The following is a 24453-nucleotide window of genomic DNA, read 5'->3' on the forward strand; positions in this document are numbered from 1 at the left end:
TTGCGGGGGGCGGGGTGGTGTGGCGGGGGGGCCGCCCGCCACACCACCAGCGGGAGTCATCCGGTCAGGCCGGGTCCTCGGTGTAGGAGTTGCAGGCGCTGGAGTTCTGGCAGGTGGATCCGCAGTTGTCGTCCGTGTTGCACTGGAGCTTGCCGTTGGGGTGGGCCGCTACGACGACCCGCACATCCAGCGTGTATTCGTCGTCGAAAAAGCCGTCGGTCTCCGGGGGTTCGGCCAGCGCGGTCGCGCTGCCCAGGAGGCGGATGTCCGGCATCTCGATCACTCTCCATACCTACTCGGTGGGGTGGTGCAGGACGACCTGGTCCTCGGCGGCTGTAGCGGCCGTGGGCCAGGAGAATGTGACCCGGCAGTGAATCTTGGAGATCACCCGCTCGCCGGGCAGCTGATCATCCGGGGTGTCGGCCGGGTAGACGGCGATCCGCGGCCCGGGCCCGCCGCGCTGTTCCCGGTCCCAGGCACGTACATGGCTGGCCACCGTCTCGGCGAACGCGGGGCCGTCGGGTCCGAAGGCGTGGACCCCGAATTCAACGGACTTGTCGTCGGGCGTCCGGCGCGTGGCGACATAGGCGAAATTGGCCCCGCCGACGGCGGCCATGGAGAAGTACTTGTTGCTCGGGGCGACCAGGCCGGTGTCGAGTTCGGGATCGACGGCCATGATGCAGAACCCGTTCAGCATTGTGGCCAGATACAGTTGGAGCAATTCGAACGACTCCCAGCGCCCGACCGTCACCCCCGTCCAAGTCTCCGCCCGCGGTGTACGCGCCGCGTTGTCCAGCAGGCTCGGTTCAGAGGGCAGCCCGTCATCGAACCGCAGGCCGATCTCATCGGTGCCGTTGACCAGCAGCAGATCCTCCCGGTGAGCACCGCTGCCCTGCATGGGCACGAAGCCGCAGACCTCGGAATCGCGGGAGATCAGATGCCCGCTCTCGCGCTGGAAGGCGATCGAGCGCGTCAGGCCCCGCATCCTCAGCGGCACCACCAGCCGCCCGTCGTCGGCGAGCTGTTCCACCCAGGCCGGCGGGATATCCCACGCGCCGACGGTGACCAGGATTCTGTCGAACGGGGCGTGCTCGGGGATTCCGTTCTCCGCATCGGCGAGCACCACCCGCACCTGCGAATAGCCGTTCCCGGTGAGCAGCCGCTCGGCACGCGCCGTGACGTCCGGATCGATATCGACCGTCACCACCTCGCCTGAGACACCGACCAGCTCCGCGAGATACGCAGCGTTCAGCCCTCCGGAGCCGATCTCCAACACCCGCATCCCCGGCTGGACGTCGGCCTGTTCCAGCATGAACGTCTGGATACGTGCCGCACTCACCGAGCTGATCGCGACCCCGTGCTCATCCCGCTTGGTCACCAGGGAGCGTTCGGCGGCGTAGGCGTCCTCGGCCGTCTCCTCAGGCACAAAGAGGTGCCGGGGAACAGCACGGACGGCCCGTTCGACCGCTTCGGTACGGAGCGCCTTGAGCTCGTGCAGCTTGCCGATCAACTGCTCTCGTAGCTCATCGACATGGTCCGACTCGATGGTCACTTCGGCCATAGGGGCGATTCCCTTCCTACTGCGCCTAAAGCTGGATCACTGCACGGGTGCGCGTCGCGCTCGCCGGTCCGTAGGGCGCGGAGCCACGTGGCCAAGGGGCTGCCATAGCCGCGAGCGTCCGGGGATGGGATGTCTCCGGTCCCGGTCTGCTCGCTGGCCTCGTGCCGGTAATGGCCACGTTGGCCAACTCCTTGCCGCTCTCGTCGTGGCAGAGCAGTCTCGTGCGCCAAACGAGCACTCACCGGGCGAAGTGTAGTCATTCGGTAACGTCCTGCAACGATTTCTGGCCGCCTTCGCCGTCGCCTCCGTGGCCGCTGCCGAGGGGAGGGGAGCGCTTAAAAGCGCACGGTGGGTGCCCGTCTGCTGGTGCGGCGCCAGCGCTCCAGGCCGGTGCTGGTCACCTGAACCTCCGGCGCGACAGCCGGGGATCGAACCGGCGGGCGGCCCACAGGACGGTCGTGGGCCGCATGGTGAATGTCTCGCCGGAGGCGAAGGCCAGTCGCTTGGCACCCCCGGCCAGGGTCGTCATGTCCAGAACGGTGAACGGCTGGCCGCCAATCATGACTTGGTCACCGCGTCTGACCGTCCCGGAATCAACCTCTATCGCAACGAGAACGCCCGGCCTCACCATGCGGCCACCGCTTCGGTCGTGCGACGTCATTCCTCGCCCTCCCCCTCGTCAGCGTCGGTCAGTTGCTCAAGGCAGACATGGGTGGGGACATGCACGATCCGCTCACAGCTCTCGCAGCGCTGCATCTCCGACACCGGCACCCGGATGTGAATCGGCGTCCCCCGCGGCCACTTGATCGGCTCAGGCACGGCGGCTCACCTTGCCGGCGGCGAGTGCGGGCCATGGCTGGATCACGTATGTCATGCCTGTCGCTCACCCAGGTGTTCGCGCACCGCCGCGGCGAGTTGCTCGGCCTGCTGGAGCAGGTGGGCGGTGATCCCGGTCTCGGGTGTCGTCTCAGTCGTGTCGGTCGCCGTGGCGCGCGGGTCCGCGACGGCGGAGTGGGGCGGTGTGCTCATGGATGTCACCTGTCGCTCAGCGGGTCTGCTCGGGACGCACTCGCACTGTGACGGGATCAGCACGCGACGTGTAGGGTGGAGTGGCACTTTAGTCGCCGAAGTAAATTCGTGAGGCCGCAAGGTGACCAGCGGAGTGCTTCATAACAGGAGGTCAGCACCGTGGAGGCGGACGGCCCCTCAGGAAACTTGACCCCGCTCCAGGGGTTCGGGTTCGAGGTCCGGGAGGTACGCAAGGGACGGAAGCTGACCCAGAAACACCTGGCGCGAGGGGCGGGCTACTCCGAGGCGTACGTCAGCCGAGTGGAGAAGGGGCAGTTGGTACCGAGCGAGCGGTTCGCGCGGGGCTGTGACGTCGTGTTCGGTACGCACGGCATGTTCCAGCGGCTACGGCGGCGCATGGAAGAGAGCGATCACCCGTCGTGGTTCGTGCCCTACGTGCAGCTCGAACAGAAGGCCACGCGGATACTGGACTACTCGACGGGGCTCGTCATGGGCCTGTTTCAGACGGAGGACTACGCGCGGGCGATCTTCCGGGCCGCTCACCCCCGTGCCACCGACGACGTTGTCGAGGGCAAGGTTGCGGCTCGCCTGCGCCGCCGCGCAGTTCTCGACCGGGAAGAGCCTCCCGCGATCTGGCTCATCACCCACGAGTCGGCCCTGAGAACCAGGGTGGGCGGCCCGGCGGTCATGGCCGGACAACTTGAATACTTGTTGCATGCGGCCGAGTTGCCGCACGTCGACATGCAGGTGATGCCCTTCTCGGCCGGCGCGCCCGACGGACAGATGCGGCCCTTCACCCTGCTGGGAATGGAGGACTCCCCGACGGCGCTTTACGTTGACGGACCGCAGGGCGGACGGGTATACGAGGCCGCGAAGATGGTGGGTCAAGCGGCAGATACCTATGATCGGCTCAGGGCACATGCGTCGTCCCCGGATGACTCGGCGGCCTTTGTAAAGTCCCTGCTGAAGGAGCACAGACCATGAACGCTGGCCACGGGCCGGACCTCACTGCCGCCGAGTGGACCAAGTCATCCTTCAGCGGCGGCGATGGCGGGCAGTGCGTCGAGTTCTCCCGTACTTTCGCACGGGCTGGTGTGGTGCCCGTGCGGGACTCAAAAATTCCCGCTGACGGCGTCCTCGTCTTCGGACTGGACGGCTGGTCCGGTTTCGTAGCCGCGGTCAAGCGGGGCGAACTGCCCGGCTGACACGTTCCCACGGCGGCCAGATGCCCGTGCCGGGGCGCCCGTGGCCTCGGCTCCTCGACGGATCGCCCTCAGTGGCTGAGCGTGGGCAGGCCGTTGTTCTGCCACACGACCGCCCCGGACGCCGGCCAGGCGAGCTGCTGGCCAAACCGTCATGCCGCGTTACGCGCGCCTGGTCACGATCCGTGCTCGCCGCCCGGCTGCTGCGCGACTCCGAGGCGCCGGTCCGGTCGGTGGCCGAACGCGTCGGCTACTCCTCGGAGTTCGCCTTCGCCAAGGCGTTCAAGCGGGAGTTCGGGCTGGCGCCGGGCCGGTACCGGCGCTCCTGCACACTCCGCGACCACCGCAGATAGAGCAGCGCCGCGCCGGACAGCGCCAGCGGCCACAGCAGATACCGGCCGGACAGCGCCAACAGCGCGAGCACGGCCACCAGCGCGCCGAACGCCGCCCGCCGCCCCGCGCTGCGCCGGGGCAGCAGCCGGACGGCGGCGGCCACGCCGATCGCGTAGACCGTGACGAAGCAGCCGGTGCTGAGCAGCACCAGCGGCGCGGGGCCGACGCCGGCGAGCACCGTGCCGCCCAGCGCCAGGAACGCCAGCGTGGAGACGACCGCGAGGCTGCGTCCGCGCGTGAGCCGGCCGGGCAGCGCGCCGTCCCGGCACAGGGCGGCGCCCAGGTTGGCGGCGCCCGCGTAGTAGGCGTTCATCGCGCCGAAGGTCAGCAGCGCCGCCGCCCCGGCGGCGAGCACCCGCGCGCTGCCGCCCAGCCCGGTGGCCATCAACTCGCCCAGCGGCGCGTCGGATTCGGCCGCCGCCGGGCCGAGGACGGCCGTCACTGCGAAGGCCACGGACAGATAGATCAGGCCAACCAGCACCACGGCCGCCGCCGTCGCGCGCGGCAGGTCCCGCTCCGGCCGGCGGAAGTCCCCGGCCAGATGCGTGATGGCCTCCCAGCCGGCGAAGGCCCACACCAGCAGCGTCGCCGCCGAGCCGACGGCCGCGAGGCCGTGCGGGGCGAACGGTTCGAGGTTCGCCGTCCGCGCGTGTGGCAGCGACAGCAGCACCGCGCCCAGGATGAGCACCACGAGCAGGACGGCCAGGCCGAGTTGGAGCCGGCCGGTGAGCCGCAGACCGACCGCGTTCGCCGCGGTGACGGCCGCCATCAGCACGGCGGCGGCCACGGCCGTGCCGGTGGGCGTGGCCTCCCCGAACGCCGCCGCCACATACCCGCCGCCGAACAGCGCGGCCGCCGCCGCGCCGGGCGGCACCGCGAAGTAGAAGCACCAGCCGACCACGGCGGCGGCACGGTCCCCGAACGCCAGCCGGGCGTACGTCGACACGCCCCCGCCGTCGGGGTGGCGCGCGCCCAGCGCCGCGAACGCCCCGGCCAGCGGCGCCGACAGCAGGACCAGGGCCAGCCAGGCGAGCAGGGACGCCGGCCCGGCGGCCTCGGCGGCCAGCGCGGGCAGCGAGATGACCCCGGTGCCCAGCACCGCCCCCACATACATGGCGGTGCCCTGCGCGGCGGTGAGCCGCCCGGTGTGTTCGGTGCCTGTCGTCATGATCAGCAGCCTCGCCGCCCGGCCGGCCGCCGACCAGCGGCAGAAACGGCGAGGTGCGATACATTCCCGCCATGACCGGCCGCCCGCACGTCGTCGCCCTCGTGGTGACCGACGCCACCGCCACGTTCGAACTCGCCGTGCCCTGCGAGGTGTTCGGCCTGGACCGCAGCGACCTGGCCGACCCCTGGTACGAGCTGCGGATGTGCGCGGCCGAGCCGGGGCCGCTGCGCACCGCCTCCGGGCTGGTCGTGCCCACGACCCATGGCCTGGACGGCCTCCTCGACGCGGACACGGTGATGGTCGCCGCGTGCCGCCCGGCCATCCAGCGCGACCCGCCCGGGGACCTGCTGGCGGCGCTGCGCGCGGCGCACGCGCGGGGCCGCCGCGTCGTCTCGCTGTGCAGCGGCGCTTATGTGCTGGCCGCCGCCGGGCTGCTGGCCGGGCGGCGGGCGACCACCCACTGGATGAACGGCGCGGACTTCGCGCGCCGCTTCCCGGACGTCGCGTTCGACCCGGCGCCGCTCTACACCGACGACGGCGACATCCTCACCTCGGCGGGCACCGGCTCGGTCATCGACCTCTGCCTGCACCTGGTGCGCCGCGACCACGGCGCGGGCGTGGCCAACGAGGTGGCGCGCCGCATGGTGGTGCCGCCGCACCGGGAGGGCGGGCAGACGCAGTTCGCCAAGCCGCTGACCGCGCGCCGGGAGGAGGTCGGGCTGGCGCCCGTTCTGGCGTGGGCCCGCGACCGACTGCACGAGCCGCTGACCGTGGCAGGGCTGGCGCGGCAGGCGCATCTGAGCGAGCGGACGTTCGCGCGCCGGTTCCGCGACACGCTGGGGGTCACGCCGTTGCAGTGGCTGCTGCAGGAACGGGTGCGGCTGGCCCAGGAGTTGCTGGAGACGACGGACGACCCGGTGGAGGCGATCGCCCACCGCACGGGCTTCGGCACCGCCCCCAACCTGCGCCGCCACTTCCGCCGGATCACCAGCGTCTCCCCCGCGACCTACCGCCATGCCTTCCGCGCGGACCGGGTGCCGGTGGCGGCCCCGTAGCGGCCCGGCGCCCGGTCACCCGAACGCCCCGATCGGTGGCGCCCGGGAGCCGGGGCGCGAACGCTGGGCGTTACGAGGAGGTGCGTCTTGGGGATCGACGCGGACCGGCTCGCGGTGGTGCCGCTGACGGCGGAGCGCGCCGCGGACGCGACGCTGACCGGTGCCAAGGCGGCGGCGCTGGCGCGGGCGCGGGCGGCGGGGCTGCCGGTGCTGCCCGGCTTCGCGCTGGTGCCGGGGCAGGGGTCGGGGACGGCGCTGCGGGAGGCGTGGGAGGGGCTGACCGAGCCGCTGGTGGTCCGTTCGTCCTCGGTGCTGGAGGACACCGCGCATGCCTCGATGGCCGGCCGGTTCGCCACGGTGCTGGAGGTGCGGGGGTGGGAGGGCTTCACCCGGGCGGTGCGGACGGTGCTCGACTCGGCCCCGGGCGACGGCTCGGTGATGGCCGTGCTGGTGCAGCCGATGGTGCGGTCAACGGTGGGCGGGGTGATGTTCGGCGCGGATCCGGTGGCCGGGCGGCGGGACCGGATCCTGATCAGCGCGGTGCGCGGCGGCCCCGACCAACTGGTCGGCGGATCGGCGCAGGGCGTGCGGTACCAGGTGACCAGGCTCGGCAGGCTGGTGCGCACCGAGCCGCCGGAGCGGCGCGGCCACCGGGTGCTGGGACGGCGGAAGCTGGCGCGGCTGGTGCAGTTGGCGCGCCGGGCCGAGCGGGCGCTGGGCGGGCCGCAGGACGTGGAGTTCGGCTTCGACACAAGGGACCGGCTGTGGCTGTTCCAGGCCCGGCCGATCACGGCGATGGCGGCGCGGGCGGTGCGCGGGGCGCGGCTGCTGGGGCCCGGGCCGGTGGCCGAGACGTTCCCCGGGGTGCTCCAGCCGCTGGAGGAGGACCTGTGGGTGGAGCCGATGTCGCACGGCCTGACGCTGGCCCTGGACGTCGCGGGCACCGCGCCGCGCCGCCTGCTGCGCGGGGCGCCGGTGGTACTGACGGTGGGCGGCCGGGCGGCGGCCGATCTGCGGCTGCTGGGCGCGGTACCGTCCGCGCACCCGGTGCTCGACTTCGTGAACCCCGTCCCCGGCGCGCGGCGCGCCTCGGCCGCCTGGCGCGTGGGGCGGCTGCGGTCCGCGCTGCCGCTGCTGGCGCTGGACCTGATGGCGGAGGTGGACCAGGAGCTGGCCGAACTGCCGCCGCCCGGCTCGATGCTCAGCGGCGAGTTGCTGGCCGCGCTGTCCTGGGGGCGCGCGGTGCTGTCCGCGCTGCACGCGCAGGAGTCGCTGGCCGGGGCGCTGCTCGACGGCGGGGCCGGGCCCACCGCGACCGGGGAGGCGCTGGCGGTGCTGGCGGAACGGCGCGCGGCGGGCGACGGCGACGGCGACGGCGACGGCGAGCTGATCGCGCGCCACCCGGTGCTGCTGGCGCTGCTGCCGCCCGCGGTGCGCGGCACGGCGCGGCTGCCCGAGCACACCGGCTGGACGGGCGCGCCGCACGGCGTGGGCGCGCTGCCGCCGCGCGAGGGCCTGCGGCTGCGGATCCGCTGGGTGCAGGAGATGCAGGCCCGGCTGGTGCGGGAGTGCGCGGCGCGGCGCCGGGCGGCGAAGGGCGGCGGCGACGCGCTGGGCGAGCTGCTGTCGCTGCGCTGGCCGGAGCTGACGGCGCTGCTGGAGGAGGGCCGGGAGCCGCCGGACCTCGCCGAGCGCCGGCCCCGGCCGGCGGTGCCCGAGCTGCCCACCGCGTTCCGGCTGGCCGCGGACGGCCAGCCGGTGCCGGAACGGCTCGGGCACCGGAAGTCGGCGCCCGGCGGCGGGCAGGGCGCGGGCGGCGGCCGGGGCACGGGCACGGCGTGGCACGGCACCGGCCCGCGGCCGGACCGGGCGGTGCTGGTGGTCCGTTCGCTGGACCCGGCGCTCGCCCCGCGGCTGCCGGGCCTGGCTGGGCTCGTGTCGGAGACCGGGAGCGTGCTGTCGCATCTGGCGGTGCTGGCCCGGGAGCACCGGGTGCCCACGGTGGTCGGCGTGCCGGGCGCGCTGGAACGCTGCCCGCCGGGGTCGGAGGTCACGGTGGACGGGACCACGGGCGCGGTGACGTAAAGCCATGCGGGCAGCGCGCTGTCTGGGCTTCCTGCTGGGCGCGGCGTCGGCCGGCGGCGCCGGGCTGTATCTGGTCGTGTACCTCTACCGCTGGGAGTGGCAGCGCGCGCTGATCAGCGGCGTGCTGCTGCTGGTGATCGAGGTGCTGCTGGTCGGCGCGGTACTGCTGGGACGGATGGGGCGGCTGCACCAGCGGCTGGCCGAGTCGGACGCCCGCTCCGAGGCGGTGCTGCGGCGGCTGGAGGAGTCGCGGGAGGAGGCCCCGGGGCGGTTCCGCTGGCTGGACGGCGGGCCACCGGGCGGCGCTCACGTCTTCGTGCCGGTGCTGATGGCGACGGGCGCGGCGCTGTCGGGGCTGGCCCTGTTCGTGCAGAAGCTGGCCTCGACCACGGCCCGGCCGGGCGCGGAACGGCGGCTGGCCGGGCGCCTGGCGAAGCTGGCCGCGCCGCCGGGCGGAGTGCGCGGGAACGGGCCGGGGCTGACCGGTCACCCGGCCGTGCCGCCGCCCCGGCCGCGCCGGGTGGCGACGCTGGTCACCGTGGCACTGGCGGGAGCGGCGGGCGTGGCGCTGCTGGTGAACGTGCTGTCGGACGCGACCCAGACCCGGCCGGCGGCGCCGCCGGACTCGGCGGCCAGCACGATCGTGTTCCGCGTCGCGGTGCGCAACACCGACGCGGACCGGGCGGGCCGGCAGGCGGCGCGCGCCCTGTGGGAGGGCTGCCGGCGTTCCACGTCGGTGCTGCGCGAGCACGCGCCGCTGGTGAACCTGGAGGGCGACGTCTACGTGGGCGTGCTGCGGCCCGCGCTGCCGGAGCACGATCTGCGGCGGCTGCGGGGCTGTCTGTCGGATCTGGGCGCGGACCGGACGCGGGCGGAGGTGCTGGGCGAGGGGCAGGCGCTGACCGGCGACGACGACTCCTGAACCCGCGGTCCGCCCGGCCCTGGGACCAGTGGGATTGGACACACGGCCGACATCGTGCTGCGCTCCCGGGTTACCTTGCCCATTCGTCCCCTTCTCTCCCCTGGTGGTGATCTTGTGACCTTTACGCCTGCCCCGTCCGTCTCGTCCGGCTCCCCCGCCCCGTCCGTCCCGCCGCGCCCGGCCGAGGGGGGACGCGCCCGGCGCGTGGCCATCCGGACGGGCAAGGTGATCGGCTTCTGCGCGCTGGGTTACGCGGCGCTGTGGCTGGCCACCGTGCTGGGCACGCTGGGCGTGGGGTTCCTGGCCCGGGAGAACCACACCTCCGGCGAGAACCTCGCCGGGATCAACCACTTCACCCAGGTCGACGACGTGGTGTGGCGCGGCTCGGCCCCCGGGCCCGACGGCTACGAGGCGCTGGCCGACCGGGGCATCCACACCGTGGTGGACCTGCGGGCGGAGGACCTGTCCGAGGCGCAGCTCGCGCTGCCCGAGGAGGACGGCCTGAACCTGGTCCGCATGCCGATCCGGGACGGCCAGACGCCGACCGAGGAGCAGGTGGACGAGTTCCTGGCGACGGTCGAGAACGCCGATGGCCCGGTCTTCGTGCACTGCGGCGCCGGGGTGGGCCGGACCGGCGCGATCGCCGCCGCCTACCTGGTGCGCACCGACCAGGCGTCGTCCACCGAGGCGGCCGCGCGGAATCTGGCCGTGGGCCCGCCGTCGGTCGAGCAGGTGTACTACGCGCTGACCACGGATTCCGACAAGTCGGAGCAGCCGCCGGTGGCGGTCCAGGCCGTCAGCCGCGTCCTGGACGCGCCGCGCCGGATCAACGCCTCGCTGGACCTGTTCTGACGGTGACCCCGACCGGGGTCACTCGACGACGAGGCTGACCGGCACGTTCCCCCGGGTGGCCTTGGAGTACGGGCACAGTTGGTGGGCCTCCTCCACCAGCTTCCGCCCGGTCTCGCTCTCCAAGTGCGGGGGCAGCTCGGCGCGCAGCGTCACGGTGAGCGCGAAGCCGGTGTCGTCCTTGCCGATGCCGACCTCGGCGGTGATCGATATCTCGCCCGTGTCGATCTTGGCGCTCCGGCCGACGGCCGCGAGGGCGCTGGAGAAACAGGCGGCGTAGCCGGCGGCGAAGAGCTGCTCGGGGTTGGTGCCCTTGCCGTCGCCACCGAGGGCGGGCGGCAGGGCGAGCGACACGTCGAGCAGCCCGTCGGAGGTGACGGCGCGCCCCTCGCGCCCGTTCGCGGTGGCCACGGCGGTGTACAGCGCTTCCATGAGGACCTTCCGTTTCCGTTTCCGATCGTTGTCCGATCGCCGGACTCCATAAGAGCACACAACTAAGTTGTGCACAACTGAATTGCCCGCTCCTCGGTTACCCTGGAGCCATGACCACGGAGACCTACCGCCTCGACGAGATGATCTGCTTCGCGCTGCACTCGGCCTCCCGGGCGTTCGACGCCGTGTACCGCTCCGTGCTCAAGGACCTCGGGCTGACCTATCCGCAGTACCTGGTGATGCTCGTCCTGTGGGAGCACGGCGAGCTGCCCGTGAAGCGGATCGCCGAGCAGATGCGGCTGGACACCGGAACGATCTCGCCGCTGCTCAAGCGCCTGGAGGCGGCCGGCCTCGTCCGCCGCGACCGCAGCGCCGAGGACGAACGCTCGGTCACCGTCCGCCCGACCGAGGCGGGCCTGGACCTGCGCGAACGAGCCGTCGCGGTCCCTCACCGCATCGCCGAGGCCACCGGCCTGGAACTGGCGGACGTCACAGAGCTCCGCGAACGCCTCCAGCGCCTGACCGCGATCCTCTCGGCGGCCGACCTCCCCTGAGCGCAGCCCCGCCCACCCCCCTTTCTCTCCCGCCCACCCACCCCCTTGAAAAGGGGCGGGCGGGGAAAACCCCGGCGCGAAGCGCCGTTCGGGGGGCGCCCCGGCCCGCACCTTCGCGGGTCACGCGCGGCTCAGGCCCGCCCGGCCAGGGCATCTCACCGGCCTGGCCGTTCAGCCACGCCCGCCCGGCGACGAACCACTGTGCATGCCCCCCGCGCACTTCCACGCCTACCACTGGCAGGGCGAGCGGCGCGTCTTCGACCAGGAGGCCGACCGCCGCCCGGGCGGTCGGCCGCCCGCGCCCGGGTTTCTGGCCAACCCCTGCACCCCGCTGGTCATCCGCCACTGGCTGCTGCGGCCGGCCACCGCGATCACCCGCACCTGTGGGACCTCCGACGAGGCGGCGGCGTGGTTCCGCCACGAGACGGAACGCGCCGCCCCCGCGTTCGCCTCCGACCACGAACGGTCACGGGCGGACGCGACCGCCGCCCACGCCGCCGCGGTCCTGCGCCGGGGCGGCGACGTCCACGCCGGCTGGTACCTGCGCGGCACCGGCTTCCTCACCCTCGACGTCATCGGCTGCTCCCCCAACGGCACCGACCCGCGCCTGCCCTGCCCGTTGGACCACTGACGCGCCCTGCCGTGCGCCCCCGCGCAGCTCCGGTGGCAGATGGACTACTCGCGGTGCAGAAACGCGAGAGCGTCGCTGAGGGAGTCGGTCGTCACATCTTTCAGCGGTTCCCAGCGGGACATCAGGTCGGCTGTGGCTTCCGCGATGCCGGGCGGCAGGCCGGCACCGTGCAGCGCCTGCGCCACCTCTCGCATCTCGTGCTGCCACCGCCATCCGCGGGCGGCGAGCGTGGGAATGAAGCCGGGGTCGGTGAGATCCGCCCGGGGCATGTCATGTGCCTCGATCAGGGCCTCGGCGGCAACACCGTGGTGTTCGGCGAGGGCGTAGGCCAGAGCGACCAGCGCTCGCGCCCCTCGCTGGTAGGTGCTGAATGCCAGCTTCAGCGCCGAGGCGCTGCCAAGCCCTCCCGTCACCGGCCGGACGTCGACCCGGGTACCGTCGAAAACCGACTGGAGGAGGCGGAGGGTGTCCTGCTGGTCGGCCACGTAGATCCGGGCCACCCGCTGGCGCCCGGCGTCGGGACCGAAGACGCAGGCGTCGACGACCGGTTGGGGTGCCAGCAGAGTCGTGATGCGGTCCAGGCGGTTGGGCGCGGTCGGGTTGGCGTCGATATAGGTGCCGTCGAACGAGTGGCGAGCCACCTGCTCTGCCACGTCGTCGGCGACGTGGGCCGGGCACACCGACAGCACCGCCTCGCTCGCTGCCAGGGCCTCCCCCAGGGAGTCAACCGCTTCGAGCCCGGCCTGCTCGGCACGACGGCACGTCACGTCGCTGCGGCCGTGCCGCACCCACAGCATGCGCGTGCCGGCACGCGCGGCCTCCGCCCCGATGGCAGCGCCCATACTGCCCGGGTGCAGCAGCGTCATCGTCGTCATTGGTGACCTCCGGGAAGCATGCGCGGTGCGCGGCGGCGGTGGGCTTCGATCGCTTCCTGGACGCCGAGAGCAACACGCGAAGCTCCCGCCGGGGCACCGGCCAGGTCGCGGGCGAACCGGTCGAGGCAGCGGGTCACGCTCTCGGTGCGCCGCCGTGTCGCGATACCGAGAACGGTGTGGACCTGGTCGGCTGCCCCCTCGACATCGCTGGACATGAGCCGGGAACGGGCCAAGTCCAGTCGCGCAAGGCTCAGTTCTCCTACCCTGCGCTCACCGGGCTGTGCACTCTCATAGAGCCGGACGGCGTCTTCGGCATGCCCCTCGGCCTGCTGGACGGCCTGGGCATCGCCCTGCCAGAGCAACGTCGTGCTGGCATAGAGCAACTGCTTCTCGTGCGGAAACTCCATCATCCCGCCGAGATCGCCGTCCTCGGTCACCCGCTCACGGAGTTCTTCTGCCAGCCGCAGCGCGTTCTGCGCCTCGGCGTGCATGCCGAGCTGGCCGTAGGCACGGGCCGCGATGCTGGCCAGTCGGACGCCCGCGGTGCCTCCCTCGGGTGGGAAGTCCAGGCCGGTCTCGGCCAGGCGCACGGCGTCTTCGCCCCTGCCGTCCCAGTACGCCATCAGGGCCTGGAGGCCACGCAGCCATGCGCGCAGCCCGTTGTGGCCGGCGAGTTCAGCACAGAGAAAACCGGCACGGGCCTGCGTCTCGGCGGCAACGAGGCGGCCGAGGTCGAAGCTGGCATTGGCCAGAATGCCGCACAGCACGCCAGCGGCCAGATAGAGGTCCCTCGTGTACGCCGGGGGCTGACGCCCTTCCAGCAGTTCGAAGGTCCGGTCCCGGATCTCTTTGACCTCCCAGAACAGCGGCTCGACGGGGCGGTTGGGATAGGTGGCCAGTATCCGCACGATATCGGCCCGGATCTGGTCGAGCGTGTGGGGACCGACATTGCTCCGCTCCGCACGAGCCGCAAAGCGGGCTGAATCACGGGCCGCCGATGTCACCGCGTCCTCCTGCATCCTGGCATCGAACACCGAACTTGCGATCGCTGTCTCGGCCACATCTTTACCCGGGGGTGCAGTGCCCAGCAGCTGCTCGACGGGCATCTCGAACAAGTGCTCAAGAATCAGGCGCGCGTCGTTACGCGGTGCCGATTCCACGTCGCCTCTCAGCCAGCGCGCGAACTGCCTGGCACTGATGGTCGCGGTGCGCATCTCCGGCCGCCGGAGCCGATCAGCCAGAGTGCGAGCGGCGTCCTCGTAGCGCCTTCGGAAGACGCTGAATCGTTGCCACCCACGTTCGGCGACCAGCGTCTCGAATGGAGTTCTGCCCACGTCGATCTCCTGTCCTGACCAATCGTTTCATGGCCTTTGTACCCGGCCCGGACTGGAAGGAGGCGCCCTTCGCCGGAATGGCAGTGAGACGGCAGCACATGGCGGCAACCGGCATTAAACGCCGGTGGTTACGTCCTGGTGGAACCGTGAATGCTGGCTCCTCACCACTTGGAGACAGCCGACCGATTCACCGCGAGTAGCTCCGGGTGGATGCACCGAGCCATTCTCGACGAAGATCATCACGGGAGCCGACTCATGGCGACAAGAGACGCACAACCCGCGTGGATGCCCGTAGAGGGCGTGGAGTTGCTGCCGTGCGGCCGGTGGTGGGCCGCAGTGCAGCTCCCTGCATTCGTGGGGTCTCGTGTCATTTCCCGAATGGAGGGCCGGTCCGGGCCGGTGGTGCAGGACCAGGTGGCCGAGACGCTGTCCTGGCTGGTGAACCCCGGGGCGGCGGACGGCTGGGAGGAACGGGTGCCCGGGGTCGCGGTCCTCGGCGAGGGCCGGTCGCTGGCCGTGCCGCCCGCATCCTGGCGTTGCGGGCCGTCCACGCGGTGGCTGAGCCCCGCACACGGCGACTGCCTCACCGACCCCGGCGCGTTGTACGACGCCCTGCGGCACGTTCTCCACCCCGGCAGGGCGGGCCGTGCCTGAACGTCTCCCGCCCGCCCGGCCGTTGCTCACCTGTGCCACCTGCCGCAACCTCTACCCGCAGGGCGCATCGCACCAGTGCCCCACACCACCACAGGATCCTCTTCCGCTGGCGCTGATAGGGCTGGACCTCGACGAACACCTCACCGCCCGCCAGTGGAACGGCATCGCATGCGCGCTGTGCGCCCGCCGCCTCGGCACCCGCGCCCGGGTCCTGGCCACCGTCCGCGACCACGAACTCCGCGCCTGCGCACCCGCCTGCCCACCCCGATGACAAAGGAGAAGCCCGCCATGGCCTACCGCCCCGCACCCCGCATAGCCACCCCACCCGCCCCGGTCCTGGTCTCCGTCGAGGTCAACGCCCGCACCGTCCTGCGCGGCGACCAACTGATGGTCGGGGGCCAAGCGTTCACCATCCACGACATGACCGCACTGGGCCCCGACCGCAAACGCCTCGCGTTCGCCACCGGGGAGACCCTGACGATGACCCCCACCACCGTGCTGTGGGCCGCCCGCCACCTCGACCCACGCCTCCACCGATGGACACCACGATGACCACGGGGAATCAAGCGGCGGACTGATCCTCCCGTTCCGCCGCTCGGGTGAGGCCGCGTATCGGTGGGACGGCCAGCAGCGCCGCGCTCGCCGCGATCGAGACCGCGCCGCCGGCCAGCAGCACCTCGCGTGGGCCGAAGAGGCCGGCGGCCGGGCCCGCCAGGGCCTGGCCGACCGGCATCATCACCACCGAACCGGCCACCTCGTAGGCGTGGATGCGGTTGAGGACCGCGCCCGGCACCTGGGTCTGGATGCTGGTCGCCCACATGACGCCCCAGAACGCCAGCGCCGCGCCCGCCACCACGAACCCGGCGGTGATCGCCGCCACGCCGAGCCCCGCGCCGACCGTGATGGGCTGGAGGCAGAAGCCGAACAGGGCGATGGCCCCGGCCCGCAGCGGACGCCGGGGCCGGATGCGCATGGCCAGCAGGCCGCCGACGGCCATGCCCGCGCCCAGCGCCGAGTTGACGACGCCGTACGCGCCCTCCCCGTACGCGTCGATGATCTCCGTGGCGACCAGCGGCACCGCGGGCCCCCCGGCCGCGGCCATGAACACCATCCAGATGACGATGACGCCCCACATCCAGGGCCGGGCCAGGAACTCCCGCCATCCCTCAACGAGATCGGCCCGGAACGTGCCCGCGCGCCGGCGGGCCGGCCGCCGGGGCAGCCGCAGCAGGATCAGGCACCCGCAGCTCACCGCGTAGGTGGCCGCGTGGACGGCGAACACGCCGCCGGCCGAGGTCAGGCCGACCAGCATCCCGGCCGCCGCCGGGCCGAGGACGGCCATGCACGACTCGGCGGTGCGGATGGCGGCGTTCGCGCCCTGCACATCGCGCGCGATCCGCGGCACGGTGCTCGCGACCCCGGGCTGGAACATGGCCGCGCAGACGCCGTTCACCGCGCCCAGCGCGCAGATCTGCCAGAGCACGACATGGCCCGTGAAGAAGAGCACGGCGGTCAGCGCCTCCGTGCCCACCCGGACGGCGTCGGCGCCGATCATCAGCGCCCGGGGGTCCAGCCGGTCGGCTATGACGCCGCCGAAGATCACAAAGCCCGCGAAGCAGGCGGTGAACGAGGCCATCGCGAGCCCCACCGCCCCCGCGCCGCCGCCGTGCTCCACCAGCCCGGCGGCCAGCGCGACGGGCAGCATCATGTCGCCGAGCTTGGCGACCGCGCGGGCCGTGAAGAAGAGCCGGAAGTCGCGCGACCACAGCCCCGCCGGCCCCCCGGCCGACTCCCGCACCCCCCGTACCCCTCGCACCGCGGACGTCATGGGTCAACTATGGCCGGGTTCAACGCCCGCCGCTCCCCCGTTTCCCCCGCCAGGACCCGGACCGGGACCGGGAGCCGCGCCCGCCCTGCCGCCCGCGCTCCCCCGGCTCCAGCGGTGGCGCGCCCACCGCGCAGTGATGCGTGCAGCGCGGCCGGGCGGCCCGGGGCGCCAGCGCGCCCGGCACGGTGAACCAGGAGATCACCGCGCCCACCGTCATCAGCGCCGCGCACAGCAGCACCGCCTCGCCGAACGCCCGGTCCACCGCGTCGGCCGAGCGGTACTCGTCGGCGGTCAGGTCGACGGTCAGCGGCAGGGCCGCCACCGCGACGAGCTGCGCCACGCGCGCCGCCGCGTTGTTCACGCCGCTGGCCACCCCGGCGCGGCGCACGTCGACCGACGCCAGCACGGTCGCTGTCAGCGGCGCCACGAACAGGCTCAGCCCCAGCCCCAGCACCACCACCCCCGGGAACACATCCGCCCAGTACGAGCCGCCCGGGTGCACGCGGCGCAGCAGGACCAGCCCGGCCCCGGCGACCAGCGGGCCCAGCGTCATCGGCAGCCGGGGCCCGATCCGCTGGGACAGCGCCCCGGCCGGGCCGGAGAGCGCGGTCAGCAGCACCGTCACCGGCAGCGAGGCGACCCCGGCGGCCAGCGCGTCGTAGCCCAGGCCGTTCTGGAGCTGGGTGGGCAGCAGGAAGAAGACGCCGCCGATCGCCGCGTAGAGGCACAGCGTCACCACGTTGGTCGCGCTGAACAGCCGCGAGCGGAACACCTCCAGCGGCAGCATCGGTCGCGGCGCGCGCCTCTCCCACCAGACGAAGACGACGCCCAGCAGCGCGCCCCCGGCCAGCCCCCCGTAGGCGGGCGCGTTGATCAGCCCATAGGTGATGCCGCCCAGCGACAGCGCGGCCAGGACGGCGCCGGTGATGTCGAAACGGCCCGACGCGCCCCAGTCGCGGCTCTCCGGCACGCCGCGCGTCAGATACAGCACGGCCGCCGCCAGCGGCACGTTGATGAAGAAGATCCACCGCCAGCCCGGCCCGTCCACCAGCCAGCCGCCCAGCAGCGGGCCGAACGCCGTGGCCACCCCGCCGAGCCCCGACCACAGGCCGACGGCCTTGGCGCGCTGGTCCGGGTCGAAGGAGGACTGGATGAGCGCCAGCGAGCCGGGCGTCAGCAGCGCGCCGCCCACGCCCTGGAGCGCGCGGGCGGCGATGAGCGCCGGCCCGTTGGGGGCCAGGCCGCACAGCAGCGACGCCACGGTGAACCACACCACGCCCCAGACGAAGACCCGGCGCCGCCCGTAGCGGTCGCCCAGGCCCCCGCCCAGCAGGATCAGCCCGGCGAGCGTGAGCATGTAGGCGTTGAGGATCCACTGGAGGCCGGCGATCGGCTCGTCGAAGTCGGCGCCGATGCGCGGCAGCGCTACCGTGACGATCGTGCCGTCCAGCATCGCCATGCCGGAGCCGAGAACGGCGCTGGCCAGGACCCGCCGCCCGGCGGGCGAGTCGGTGCCCAGCCGTCCCGCGCCGCCCAGCGGCTCCCCCGAAGGCGCGCCGGGTGGCGGGTCCGCCGGGGGCCGCTGCTCAGGTGCCATGGGCCCATGATCCGGCGCGGAACCGGCGGGCGCGCGCCGGAGGAGCCCCGGGCCCCGGGATCGCGCGTTTCCTGCCCGCCACCGGCCGGTCCCCCGCGGGACGCCGCTGCGTCGCATCGCTCGGCCATCCTGTGCGCCATGCGACGGCTTCCACTGCGTCAGATCCTGTGCGCCCTGCCGCTCGTCGCCGTCGCCGTCTGGGTCTCCCAGCACTGGTCGCTGATCGAAACGGGCGGCCGCGAGGTGCTCGCCGCGGACCGCTTCTGGCTGCTCATGGCGGTGGTGACCACCCTGCTGGGCTGGGTCGCGGTGTCCTTCGCGCGCCAGGGAACGGTCCTGGAACGGCTGCCCGCGAAGCGGCTGGTGGTCACGCAGTTCGCGGCCGGGGCCGCCAACCACCTGCTGCCCTCCGGCATCGGCGCGGGCGCGGTCAACATCCGGTTCATGGCCCGCTGCGGCGTTCCCCCGGCCCGTTACTCCGCCGCGCTCGCGCTGTACTTCCTGGCCGAGGGCGTTTCCCGGGTGGCGCTGCTGCTGCTCCTGCTGCTGGCGTTCCCCGAGGCGCTGCGGCTCCAGACGCTGCTGCCCGAGCAGATCGGGCTGCCGCTGGTCGCCACGGCCGGGGTGGCGCTGCTGGCCGTGCTGGTGGCCGTGGTCCTCGCCGTCGGGCGGCTGCGCCGGCTGGTGGGCACGTTCCTGCGCACCGCGCTGACCGATGTCCGTTCGCTGCACGCCCGGCCCGGCCGGGTGCTGGCGCTGTGGGGCGGGTCGCTGGCGTTTCCGCTGCTCCAGGCGGCCGGCCTGGTCGCGGTGGCGCTCTCCCTCGAACTGCCGGTGCCCGTCGCGCACATCGTGCTCGCCTATATGGCGGCGTCGGTGGTGGCCGCCGCGGTGCCCTCGCCGGGCGGCATCGGCTCGGTGGACGCCTCGCTGGTGGTGGCGCTGGTCGCCATCGGCGCCTCGGTCGGCGCCGCCACCTCGACCGTGCTGGCCTACCGCCTCATCACCATCTGGCTCCCGCTGCTGCCGGGCGCGCTGGTGCTGGGGGCGCTGGTGCGCCGCAAGGTGATCTAGGGCCCGTCTTCAAAGAGGCCGCCCTGCCCGCGACGCCTGGCACGCACACTCGCTGCTCCCCCAGCTAACGCTGGGAGGTGCCCCCAGCCGAATCGCCCAAGTACGGCCAAGTACGAGTGGCGATCCGGCGCCTTGCGATCGCACGCACCAGACGCCGCGGGCGGACGGACGCCCCCTTTGAAGACGGACCCTACGCCGCCCGGCCCTCGCCCTCGGGGGAGACCCGGGCGGCGCCCACCGCCTACTGGCCGACCAGGCCCGGCCGCAGCAACTTGGTGAACAGCACGCCGCCGCCCACCTCGCGCAGCCGCACGGTCAGCTCGGCGCTGTCGCCGTCGATCTCGACCTCGCCGTAGAACTGGTAGCCCTCGGCCGGCGAGACGTTGGCCCGCTCCGGCGCCTTCAGGAACACGCGCTCCGGGCCGAACGTGCCGTCCAGGGCGTTCGCCGGGAACGCGCCCGCGTTCAGCGGCCCGCTGACGAACTCCCAGAACGGCTCGAAGTCCTTGAACACCGCGCGCGACGGCTGATAGTGCTGCGCGGAGGTGTAGTGCACGTCGGCCGTCAGCCACACGGTGCCGGTGATGCGGCGGTGCTTGATGAACCGCAGCAGCTCGGCGATCTGGAGCTCCCGGCCCAGCGGCGCGCCGGGGTCGGCGTTCGCGATGGCCTCGATGTTCGTGGTGCCGTCCGGCACGACCAGGCCCAGCGGCATGTCGGCGGCGATCACCTTCCACACCGCGCGCGAGCGGCGCAACTGGCCCTTGAGCCAGTCCAGTTGCTCCCGGCCCAGGATGCCCTGCGGGTCGTCCTGCTGCCGGCCGGGAGAGTTGGCGTTGCGGTGGGTGCGCATGTCCAGCACGAACACATCCAGCAGCGGCCCGTAGCGCACCACCCGGTGCACGCGGCCCTCGCGCGCGCCGGGGCGCAGCGTGGAGAGCGGGAAGTACTCGGCGAACGCCTGCCGGGCCCGGCCGGCCAGCACGTCCACCGACTTCTCGGTGTAGCGGGCGTCGTCCAGGATCTCGCCGGGGTACCAGTTGTTGGTCACCTCGTGGTCGTCCCACTGCACGATCGACGGGACCTGGGCGTTGAACCGCCGCAGGTTCTCGTCGAGCAGGTTGTAGCGGAAGTTGCCCCGGTACTCGGCCAGCGTCTCGGCCACCTTCGCCTTCTCCGGCGTGGTGACGTTGCGGTAGACGCTGCCGTCGGGCAGGGCCACGCTCTCGGCGATCGGCCCGTCGGCGTAGACCGTGTCGCCGCTGAAGAGGAAGAAGTCCGGGTCGCGGCGGCGCATCTCCTCGAACGAACGGAAGCCGCCCAGCTCGGGGTTGATGCCCCAGCCCTGCCCGGCGAGGTCGCCCGACCACACGAACCGCACCCCGTCGCGGCGCCGCGCGGGGGCCGTGCGGAACGTGCCCGCCACCGGCTCGCCGGTGCGCCGGTAGTCGTCCGGGTCTACGAGCAGCACGCGGTAGTGCACCTGCTCGCCGGGCGGCAGGCCGCGCAGCGCGGTGGTGCCGGTGAAGTCGCTGTCCGCGCCCAGCAGCGGGCCCTCCCAGCGCCGCGCGTCGCGGAACGACTCGGTGGCCGCGGTCTCGACGATCATCCGCGCCGGCCGGTCGGACCGCACCCACACCAGCCCGGAGGAGCCGGTCACGTCACCGACCTGCACGCCCCACCGCGCGGCGGGCCGCCCCGACAGCGCGAGCGCCGGCGCGGCCCCCGCCAGCACTCCCGGCACCGCCAGCCCGGCCGCGGCGCCGACACCGCCCGCCAGCACCGCCCGCCGTCCCGTGTTCCGCATCGCCCTCATGACGAACCTCCGCGTTCCGTTCGCTCCGATCGGCCCGCAGTATGGTCCGCCCCCACCGCGCGGCGGACGCCCCGCACCGGAACACTCGAAGAACTCCAGGCCAACGGCGCGTCCGGGACATCCCCACGGGGGAGAGCGACGACGCGGGCCGGGCACTCGTCGGCCCGGCCCGCGTCGCGGGTGAAACGTTCGGCGCCAGCGGCCGGTTCAGTGCCGGCCGCGGACGGTGTCGGACACGCCGCCGAAGAGCCGGGCCAGCAGACGGAACGGCAGCGAGACGATCATCGCGACCGCGCCGCCGACCGTGCGCAGCACGTCGGCGATTGCCCTCAACATGGCGGTACCTCCGTACAGTTCACTCGATGGTGCGCGTGCACGTGCCGGGTAGCCGGGCGAAGCGCGCGGGAAACCCTCAGGGCCGCACCTTGACCCGGTCCACGGCCGCCACCCCCACCGCGGCCAGGCCGATCTGGATCAGCCACTCGATCCAGTCGACGCCATCGGTGTCGGCGACGTCCAGCCCGTCCGCGATGGCCGTGCCGATGAGCGCCGCGACGATGCCGACGGCAATCGTCCACAGCAGGCCGATGCGCTGCCGCCCGGGCAGGACCAGCCGGGCCAGCACTCCGATCACAAGGCCGATCACTATCGCGCTGATAATGCCGGAGATTTCCATTTTCGTCCCCTTTGGGCTCAGATTGCGCCCCTCCGGGTGCCCAGCCGGACGCCGCCCACTCCTGCCCGGCGCGGACGCCGCCCCGCACGCTCCGGTGGGTGATCCGGCGCTTTCGCGACGTGAAAGTTTCGCCGTGTGACGCGCGTAGCCGCCGGTCCCCGCACCCTCCACTGGTCTCGACCACAGAGGGGTCCCGAAACGGCTTTACGCACCGGCCCCGGACATGCGTCACTAATGACGCGCTCACGTCAATATTTCGTCATTCTCAGTCCCCACACTGAACCCCCACTGACGTGCCAGGAGGCAACCCCCATGCCATCACTCAGAGCCCTCACCCCCCGCTTCCGCCGGCGCACCGCCGCCGCGGCCGGCGCGCTCGGCGCGGTGCTCGCGCTGCTGCTCGCGCCGACGAGCCCGGCCGCCGCCGCGGACGACGCCCCCACGATCCGGCCCGGCCAGGCGTACATGGGTGTGGGAACGGAGATCCACGAAGGCACCGGCCCGTCCGGTGAGCGGTCGCTGACCCCGTTCGACACCTCCGGCGTCCAGGGCGTCGATGTCTCGCACTGGCAGGGCACCATCAACTGGACCTCGGTGCGCAGCTCCGGCATTCAGTTCGCCTGGATGAAGGCCACCGAGGGCACCACCTACACGGACCCGAGCTTCGACCGGAACTACCCGGCGGCCCACGCGGCCGGAGTGATCCGCGGCGCCTACCACTTCGCCCGCCCCAACGTCTCAGGCGGCGCCACCCAGGCCAACTTCTTCGCCTCCAACGGCGGCGCGTGGTCGCGCGACAACCTGACCCTGCCCGGCGTCCTGGACATCGAGCACAACCCGTACGGGGCCTCCTGCTACGGCCTGTCCACCACGCAGATGCGGACGTGGATCAACGACTTCTACAACACCTACAAGGCGCGCACCGGCCGCGACGTCGTCATCTACACGACGGCCAGTTGGTGGAACTCCTGCACCGGAAGCTGGACCGGCATGGCCAGCAAGAGCCCGCTGTGGGTGGCGCACTGGGGTGTCTCCAGCCCCAACATCCCGGCCGGCTTCCCCACCTGGACGGTCTGGCAGTACACCAGCACCGGCTCGGTGAGCGGCATCTCGGGCAACGTCGACCGCAACAAGTTCAACGGATCGCGGGACCGTCTGCTCGCGCTGGCGAACAACACCGCGTAGCCACCGAGGCGTTCGCGCATCTCCCACCGGTGGGCCGGCGGCGGCCGGCCCACCGGTGTTCCCCCCACAGCCCTCAAGGAGTCATCGTGATCCGCGACCATTCCCTCCGGCGTCGCATGCTGCTCACAGGCGCGGCGGGCCTCGCCGCCGCCACCGCGCTGCCGGCCACGGCGCGGGCGGCGGACGTCATCGAGCCCGACATCGACGGCACTACGGCCTGGGGCGCACGCCCCCCGAGCGGCAACATCACCATCCTCCGCAACCGGCCGAACAAGATCATCATCCACCACACGGTGAGCACGAACACCTCCAACTTCTCCCGCGCCCAGGCCCACTCCCACGCGCGCTGGGTGCAGGCCCTGCACATGGACGACAACGGCTGGATCGACACGGGCTACCTGTTCGTGAACAGCCGCGGCGGCTGGCTCACCGAGGGCCGCCACCGCAGCCTGGAAACCCTCCTCGGCGGCACCAGCTTCGTACTCGGCGCCCACACCTCCGGCCAGAACTACGAGGGCATCGGCATCGCCAACGAGGGCGCCTACCACGACGGCGCGCTCCCGCCCCAGGCCCAGTGGGACGTCCTGGTGCAGCTCTGCGCCTTCATCTGCCAGCAGTACGGCATCCGCCCGACCGAGATCTACGGCCACAAGGACTTCGGCAACACGCTCTGCCCCGGGGTGCTGCACGACATGCTCCCGGACCTCCGCAGCGAGGTCTCCCAGGCCCTGGGCCGCTGACCGGCCGCCCGCTCCGCCAACCCGGCGGAGCGGGACGGCGGGCATGCTGGCATACATGCGGAGGACGACCATCAAGCTGGACGACAGCCTGGACGCTCGGATGCGTCACGAGGCCGCCCGGCGCGGCATGACCATCTCCGAGTGGGCCCGGGAGGCCATCACGGCCCACCTCCCGGGTGTCGGAAAGCCGGGACAGGCGCGGCGGCGCTTCCGCTCGGCCGGCGCCGGTGACAGTGGGCGTTCGGACATCGCCGAGCGTATGGAGGAGATCCTCGCCGGCCTGGCAGAAGAACGCGACGTACTCACAGAGGAGGAGGGCCGGCACCGCGCATGACGGCACTCCTCGTCGACGCCGGCCCCCTGCACGCCCTGCTCGATCGCCGTGCTGCCTGGCACGCACGCTCGGTGCGTCTGCTGGAAAGCCATCCCGGCCCGCTGACCGTGCCCACGCCGCCGGACTCGATCTCCTCAATCAGCTCGTAGCGACCCTGTTCGCCGATTCCGCGCGGGCGTCACGCGTTGTGCCCCCGCTATCCCGTCGCCCGTTGGGTTGTCGTTCACCATGATGGCGGAGTCGCCGTCGGTTGCGGGGCTACAGCAGGTGATCGGCCTTGCCCACCTTGATGTGGGCGATCAGGGTGCGAAGCACGTCGATGGTGTCGGTGGCCACGCACTCAACCACGCCTCCCGAACCCCGGCTGCCCTGCCACTTCGCCAGTCCCGACGAGCCTGACCCATCCCGGAACCGTGGACCGGCGCCACCCGACGCGCCAGCAGGACCCCATCCCCACCC

29 protein-coding genes and 2 pseudogenes are annotated in these 24453 nt (G+C 72.8%); 17 read left to right on the forward strand and 14 right to left on the reverse strand.

The window, feature by feature from the left end:
• Positions 1–64 precede the first annotated feature (64 nt).
• From RM590_RS10535 to RM590_RS10555, 5 genes are all read right to left on the reverse strand, one after another.
• Positions 65–274 (reverse strand): FxLD family lanthipeptide, encoded by a 210-nt coding sequence (locus RM590_RS10535; RefSeq protein WP_311704195.1) that lies wholly within the window; start codon positions 272–274, stop codon positions 65–67.
• A gap of 18 nt (positions 275–292) precedes the next feature.
• Positions 293–1561 carry a methyltransferase, FxLD system gene (fxlM, locus tag RM590_RS10540; RefSeq protein WP_311704196.1) on the reverse strand — a complete coding sequence of 423 codons (1269 nt, stop codon included), beginning with the start codon at positions 1559–1561 and terminating at the stop codon, positions 293–295.
• A gap of 397 nt (positions 1562–1958) precedes the next feature.
• Positions 1959–2123, reverse strand: coding sequence for a hypothetical protein (locus RM590_RS10545; RefSeq protein ID WP_311704197.1), 165 nt, complete (start codon positions 2121–2123; stop codon positions 1959–1961).
• A gap of 95 nt (positions 2124–2218) precedes the next feature.
• Positions 2219–2380 carry a hypothetical protein gene (locus tag RM590_RS10550; RefSeq protein ID WP_311704198.1) on the reverse strand — a complete coding sequence of 54 codons (162 nt, stop codon included), beginning with the start codon at positions 2378–2380 and terminating at the stop codon, positions 2219–2221.
• A gap of 51 nt (positions 2381–2431) precedes the next feature.
• On the reverse strand, positions 2432–2590 hold the full coding sequence (locus RM590_RS10555) for a hypothetical protein (protein WP_311704199.1): 159 nt from the start codon (positions 2588–2590) through the stop codon (positions 2432–2434).
• A 159-nt stretch (positions 2591–2749) separates the two neighbouring features.
• On the opposite strand from RM590_RS10555, the gene RM590_RS10560 reads away from it, so the two are divergent.
• From RM590_RS10560 to RM590_RS36225, 3 genes and pseudogenes are all read left to right on the forward strand, one after another.
• Positions 2750–3574 carry a helix-turn-helix domain-containing protein gene (locus RM590_RS10560; RefSeq protein ID WP_311704200.1) on the forward strand — a complete coding sequence of 275 codons (825 nt, stop codon included), beginning with the start codon at positions 2750–2752 and terminating at the stop codon, positions 3572–3574.
• On the forward strand, positions 3571–3795 hold the full coding sequence (locus RM590_RS10565; RefSeq protein WP_311704201.1) for a DUF397 domain-containing protein: 225 nt from the start codon (positions 3571–3573) through the stop codon (positions 3793–3795). Before RM590_RS10560 ends, RM590_RS10565 begins: the two co-directional genes overlap by 4 nt.
• A 176-nt stretch (positions 3796–3971) precedes the next feature.
• Positions 3972–4145, forward strand: a pseudogene (locus tag RM590_RS36225) (helix-turn-helix domain-containing protein); the annotation flags it as partial.
• A gap of 11 nt (positions 4146–4156) precedes the next feature.
• Here RM590_RS36225 and RM590_RS10575 read toward each other — a convergent pair.
• Positions 4157–5353 (reverse strand): annotated as a pseudogene (locus RM590_RS10575) (APC family permease); the annotation flags it as partial.
• 71 nt (positions 5354–5424) lie between these two features.
• Between RM590_RS10575 and RM590_RS10580 the strand changes: the two are divergent.
• The 4 genes from RM590_RS10580 to RM590_RS10595 all read left to right on the forward strand — a co-directional run bounded on the left by RM590_RS10580 (position 5425) and on the right by RM590_RS10595 (position 10267).
• On the forward strand, positions 5425–6408 hold the full coding sequence (locus RM590_RS10580; RefSeq protein WP_311704204.1) for a GlxA family transcriptional regulator: 984 nt from the start codon (positions 5425–5427) through the stop codon (positions 6406–6408).
• An 87-nt stretch (positions 6409–6495) separates the two neighbouring features.
• A complete protein-coding gene (locus RM590_RS10585; protein WP_311704205.1) occupies positions 6496–8493 on the forward strand; it encodes a PEP/pyruvate-binding domain-containing protein in 1998 nt (665 codons plus the stop codon).
• A 4-nt stretch (positions 8494–8497) separates the two neighbouring features.
• A complete protein-coding gene (locus tag RM590_RS10590; RefSeq protein ID WP_311704206.1) occupies positions 8498–9415 on the forward strand; it encodes a hypothetical protein in 918 nt (305 codons plus the stop codon).
• Positions 9416–9619: 204 nt separating this feature from the next.
• Positions 9620–10267 carry a fused DSP-PTPase phosphatase/NAD kinase-like protein gene (locus RM590_RS10595; protein ID WP_311704207.1) on the forward strand — a complete coding sequence of 216 codons (648 nt, stop codon included), beginning with the start codon at positions 9620–9622 and terminating at the stop codon, positions 10265–10267.
• Positions 10268–10285: 18 nt separating this feature from the next.
• On the opposite strand, the gene RM590_RS10600 is transcribed toward RM590_RS10595, so the two are convergent.
• Entirely contained in the window at positions 10286–10696 is a 411-nt protein-coding gene (locus tag RM590_RS10600) for an organic hydroperoxide resistance protein (RefSeq protein ID WP_311704208.1), read from the reverse strand.
• A 110-nt stretch (positions 10697–10806) separates the two neighbouring features.
• Here RM590_RS10600 and RM590_RS10605 point away from each other — a divergent pair, with 110 nt between their 5' ends.
• Together RM590_RS10605 and RM590_RS10610 are read left to right on the forward strand one after the other, a co-directional pair.
• Positions 10807–11250: a MarR family winged helix-turn-helix transcriptional regulator gene (locus tag RM590_RS10605; protein WP_311704209.1), complete on the forward strand. Its 444-nt coding sequence runs from the start codon at positions 10807–10809 to the stop codon at positions 11248–11250.
• A gap of 205 nt (positions 11251–11455) precedes the next feature.
• The gene (locus tag RM590_RS10610) at positions 11456–11881 is read left to right on the forward strand and encodes a hypothetical protein (RefSeq protein ID WP_311704210.1); all 426 of its coding nucleotides are present in this window, start codon (positions 11456–11458) and stop codon (positions 11879–11881) included.
• A gap of 44 nt (positions 11882–11925) precedes the next feature.
• Here RM590_RS10610 and RM590_RS10615 read toward each other — a convergent pair whose 3' ends face one another.
• Entirely contained in the window at positions 11926–12756 is an 831-nt protein-coding gene (locus RM590_RS10615; RefSeq protein ID WP_311704211.1) for an NAD(P)-dependent oxidoreductase, read from the reverse strand.
• Positions 12753–14090, reverse strand: coding sequence for a hypothetical protein (locus RM590_RS10620; RefSeq protein ID WP_311704212.1), 1338 nt, complete (start codon positions 14088–14090; stop codon positions 12753–12755). The genes RM590_RS10615 and RM590_RS10620 overlap by 4 nt, the downstream gene beginning before the upstream one ends.
• Positions 14091–14468: 378 nt before the next feature.
• Between RM590_RS10620 and RM590_RS10625 the strand changes: the two genes are divergently transcribed.
• The 3 genes from RM590_RS10625 to RM590_RS10635 are packed head-to-tail and all read left to right on the forward strand — an operon-like array spanning position 14469 to position 15296.
• Positions 14469–14744: a hypothetical protein gene (locus tag RM590_RS10625; RefSeq protein WP_311704213.1), complete on the forward strand. Its 276-nt coding sequence runs from the start codon at positions 14469–14471 to the stop codon at positions 14742–14744.
• The gene (locus tag RM590_RS10630; RefSeq protein ID WP_311704214.1) at positions 14737–15015 is read left to right on the forward strand and encodes a hypothetical protein; all 279 of its coding nucleotides are present in this window, start codon (positions 14737–14739) and stop codon (positions 15013–15015) included. Before RM590_RS10625 ends, RM590_RS10630 begins: the two co-directional genes overlap by 8 nt.
• 17 nt (positions 15016–15032) lie before the next feature.
• Entirely contained in the window at positions 15033–15296 is a 264-nt protein-coding gene (locus tag RM590_RS10635; protein ID WP_311704215.1) for a hypothetical protein, read from the forward strand.
• Between the two features lie 10 nt (positions 15297–15306).
• Here the strand turns inward: RM590_RS10635 and RM590_RS10640 are convergent, their stop codons facing one another.
• Positions 15307–16572 carry an MFS transporter gene (locus tag RM590_RS10640; protein WP_311704216.1) on the reverse strand — a complete coding sequence of 422 codons (1266 nt, stop codon included), beginning with the start codon at positions 16570–16572 and terminating at the stop codon, positions 15307–15309.
• 19 nt (positions 16573–16591) lie between these two features.
• Positions 16592–18169, reverse strand: coding sequence for an MFS transporter (locus RM590_RS10645; RefSeq protein WP_311704217.1), 1578 nt, complete (start codon positions 18167–18169; stop codon positions 16592–16594).
• A 138-nt stretch (positions 18170–18307) separates the two neighbouring features.
• Between RM590_RS10645 and RM590_RS10650 the strand changes: the two genes are divergently transcribed.
• Positions 18308–19243, forward strand: coding sequence for a lysylphosphatidylglycerol synthase transmembrane domain-containing protein (locus RM590_RS10650; protein WP_311704218.1), 936 nt, complete (start codon positions 18308–18310; stop codon positions 19241–19243).
• Positions 19244–19484: 241 nt separating this feature from the next.
• Here the strand turns inward: RM590_RS10650 and RM590_RS10655 are convergent, their stop codons facing one another.
• The 3 genes from RM590_RS10655 to RM590_RS10665 form a co-directional block, all read right to left on the reverse strand.
• On the reverse strand, positions 19485–21050 hold the full coding sequence (locus tag RM590_RS10655) for an alkaline phosphatase D family protein (protein ID WP_311704219.1): 1566 nt from the start codon (positions 21048–21050) through the stop codon (positions 19485–19487).
• 216 nt (positions 21051–21266) lie between these two features.
• On the reverse strand, positions 21267–21395 hold the full coding sequence (locus RM590_RS10660) for an LPFR motif small protein (RefSeq protein ID WP_311704220.1): 129 nt from the start codon (positions 21393–21395) through the stop codon (positions 21267–21269).
• Positions 21396–21471: 76 nt separating this feature from the next.
• Positions 21472–21735: a GlsB/YeaQ/YmgE family stress response membrane protein gene (locus RM590_RS10665; RefSeq protein ID WP_311704221.1), complete on the reverse strand. Its 264-nt coding sequence runs from the start codon at positions 21733–21735 to the stop codon at positions 21472–21474.
• Between the two features lie 312 nt (positions 21736–22047).
• On the opposite strand from RM590_RS10665, the gene RM590_RS10670 reads away from it, so the two are divergent.
• From RM590_RS10670 to RM590_RS10685, 4 genes are all read left to right on the forward strand, one after another.
• Positions 22048–22920 (forward strand): lysozyme, encoded by an 873-nt coding sequence (locus RM590_RS10670; protein ID WP_311704222.1) that lies wholly within the window; start codon positions 22048–22050, stop codon positions 22918–22920.
• Positions 22921–23036: 116 nt separating this feature from the next.
• Entirely contained in the window at positions 23037–23660 is a 624-nt protein-coding gene (locus RM590_RS10675) for a peptidoglycan recognition protein family protein (protein ID WP_311704567.1), read from the forward strand.
• Between the two features lie 55 nt (positions 23661–23715).
• Entirely contained in the window at positions 23716–23994 is a 279-nt protein-coding gene (locus RM590_RS10680; RefSeq protein WP_311704223.1) for a CopG family transcriptional regulator, read from the forward strand.
• Complete coding sequence (locus RM590_RS10685) at positions 23991–24143, forward strand: hypothetical protein (protein WP_311704224.1); 153 nt, start codon at positions 23991–23993, stop codon at positions 24141–24143. The genes RM590_RS10680 and RM590_RS10685 overlap by 4 nt, the downstream gene beginning before the upstream one ends.
• The last annotated feature ends 310 nt before the right edge of the window (positions 24144–24453 follow it).

This window comes from Streptomyces litchfieldiae (assembly GCF_031845365.1).
GTDB lineage: Bacteria > Actinomycetota > Actinomycetes > Streptomycetales > Streptomycetaceae > Streptomyces > Streptomyces litchfieldiae.

Excerpts from the sequence above, each read along its gene's own strand:
- RM590_RS10535 (WP_311704195.1), bottom strand. The coding sequence starts at position 274 with ATGCCGGACATCCGCCTCCTGGGCAGCGCGACCGCGCTGGCCGAACCC.
- fxlM (WP_311704196.1), bottom strand. The coding sequence starts at position 1,561 with ATGGCCGAAGTGACCATCGAGTCGGACCATGTCGATGAGCTACGAGAG.
- RM590_RS10545 (WP_311704197.1), bottom strand. The coding sequence starts at position 2,123 with ATGATTGGCGGCCAGCCGTTCACCGTTCTGGACATGACGACCCTGGCC.
- RM590_RS10555 (WP_311704199.1), bottom strand. The coding sequence starts at position 2,590 with ATGAGCACACCGCCCCACTCCGCCGTCGCGGACCCGCGCGCCACGGCG.
- RM590_RS10565 (WP_311704201.1), top strand. The coding sequence starts at position 3,571 with ATGAACGCTGGCCACGGGCCGGACCTCACTGCCGCCGAGTGGACCAAG.
- RM590_RS10580 (WP_311704204.1), top strand. The coding sequence starts at position 5,425 with ATGACCGGCCGCCCGCACGTCGTCGCCCTCGTGGTGACCGACGCCACC.
- RM590_RS10590 (WP_311704206.1), top strand. The coding sequence starts at position 8,498 with ATGCGGGCAGCGCGCTGTCTGGGCTTCCTGCTGGGCGCGGCGTCGGCC.
- RM590_RS10600 (WP_311704208.1), bottom strand. The coding sequence starts at position 10,696 with ATGGAAGCGCTGTACACCGCCGTGGCCACCGCGAACGGGCGCGAGGGG.
- RM590_RS10605 (WP_311704209.1), top strand. The coding sequence starts at position 10,807 with ATGACCACGGAGACCTACCGCCTCGACGAGATGATCTGCTTCGCGCTG.
- RM590_RS10610 (WP_311704210.1), top strand. The coding sequence starts at position 11,456 with ATGCCCCCCGCGCACTTCCACGCCTACCACTGGCAGGGCGAGCGGCGC.
- RM590_RS10615 (WP_311704211.1), bottom strand. The coding sequence starts at position 12,756 with ATGACGACGATGACGCTGCTGCACCCGGGCAGTATGGGCGCTGCCATC.
- RM590_RS10625 (WP_311704213.1), top strand. The coding sequence starts at position 14,469 with ATGGAGGGCCGGTCCGGGCCGGTGGTGCAGGACCAGGTGGCCGAGACG.
- RM590_RS10635 (WP_311704215.1), top strand. The coding sequence starts at position 15,033 with ATGGCCTACCGCCCCGCACCCCGCATAGCCACCCCACCCGCCCCGGTC.
- RM590_RS10640 (WP_311704216.1), bottom strand. The coding sequence starts at position 16,572 with ATGACGTCCGCGGTGCGAGGGGTACGGGGGGTGCGGGAGTCGGCCGGG.
- RM590_RS10645 (WP_311704217.1), bottom strand. The coding sequence starts at position 18,169 with ATGGCACCTGAGCAGCGGCCCCCGGCGGACCCGCCACCCGGCGCGCCT.
- RM590_RS10650 (WP_311704218.1), top strand. The coding sequence starts at position 18,308 with ATGCGACGGCTTCCACTGCGTCAGATCCTGTGCGCCCTGCCGCTCGTC.
- RM590_RS10655 (WP_311704219.1), bottom strand. The coding sequence starts at position 21,050 with ATGCGGAACACGGGACGGCGGGCGGTGCTGGCGGGCGGTGTCGGCGCC.
- RM590_RS10660 (WP_311704220.1), bottom strand. The coding sequence starts at position 21,395 with ATGTTGAGGGCAATCGCCGACGTGCTGCGCACGGTCGGCGGCGCGGTC.
- RM590_RS10665 (WP_311704221.1), bottom strand. The coding sequence starts at position 21,735 with ATGGAAATCTCCGGCATTATCAGCGCGATAGTGATCGGCCTTGTGATC.
- RM590_RS10670 (WP_311704222.1), top strand. The coding sequence starts at position 22,048 with ATGCCATCACTCAGAGCCCTCACCCCCCGCTTCCGCCGGCGCACCGCC.
- RM590_RS10675 (WP_311704567.1), top strand. The coding sequence starts at position 23,037 with ATGCTGCTCACAGGCGCGGCGGGCCTCGCCGCCGCCACCGCGCTGCCG.
- RM590_RS10680 (WP_311704223.1), top strand. The coding sequence starts at position 23,716 with ATGCGGAGGACGACCATCAAGCTGGACGACAGCCTGGACGCTCGGATG.
- RM590_RS10685 (WP_311704224.1), top strand. The coding sequence starts at position 23,991 with ATGACGGCACTCCTCGTCGACGCCGGCCCCCTGCACGCCCTGCTCGAT.